The sequence below is a fragment of the Micromonospora sp. PRAS1 genome, from assembly GCF_059553435.1.
This window is the reverse complement of record NZ_JCANNB010000137.1, coordinates 1-228: the sequence shown is the minus strand read 5'-3', so window position 1 is coordinate 228 and position 228 is coordinate 1. Positions and strand designations below refer to the sequence as shown.

Below are 228 nucleotides of genomic sequence, written 5' to 3'. Positions count from 1 at the left end.
CCGACGGCGGTCAGCAGGGACACACTCTCCCCGCGGTCCTTGCGCAGGGCGGCGACGAGGAGCGCGTCGGGGGCGCTGTCCTGCGCCATCGCCGTCAACACACCATCCGGACCGAGTTCCAAAAACCGGGTCACACCGGCACCGGTCAGGGTGGTCACGCCGTCGGCGAAACGAACCGTCTCCCGCACATGCCGCACCCAATACTCAGCCGTATCCGGCTGAACGACC

1 protein-coding gene is annotated in these 228 nt (G+C 68.4%); it reads right to left on the bottom strand.

Going from position 1 to position 228, the window contains the following annotated elements; genetic code table 11:
• Positions 1-188 (bottom strand): hypothetical protein (locus AC507J_RS32435; protein ID WP_496294402.1); only part of this gene is annotated, 188 nt, incomplete at its 3' end.
• Positions 189-228: the final 40 nt, after the last annotated feature.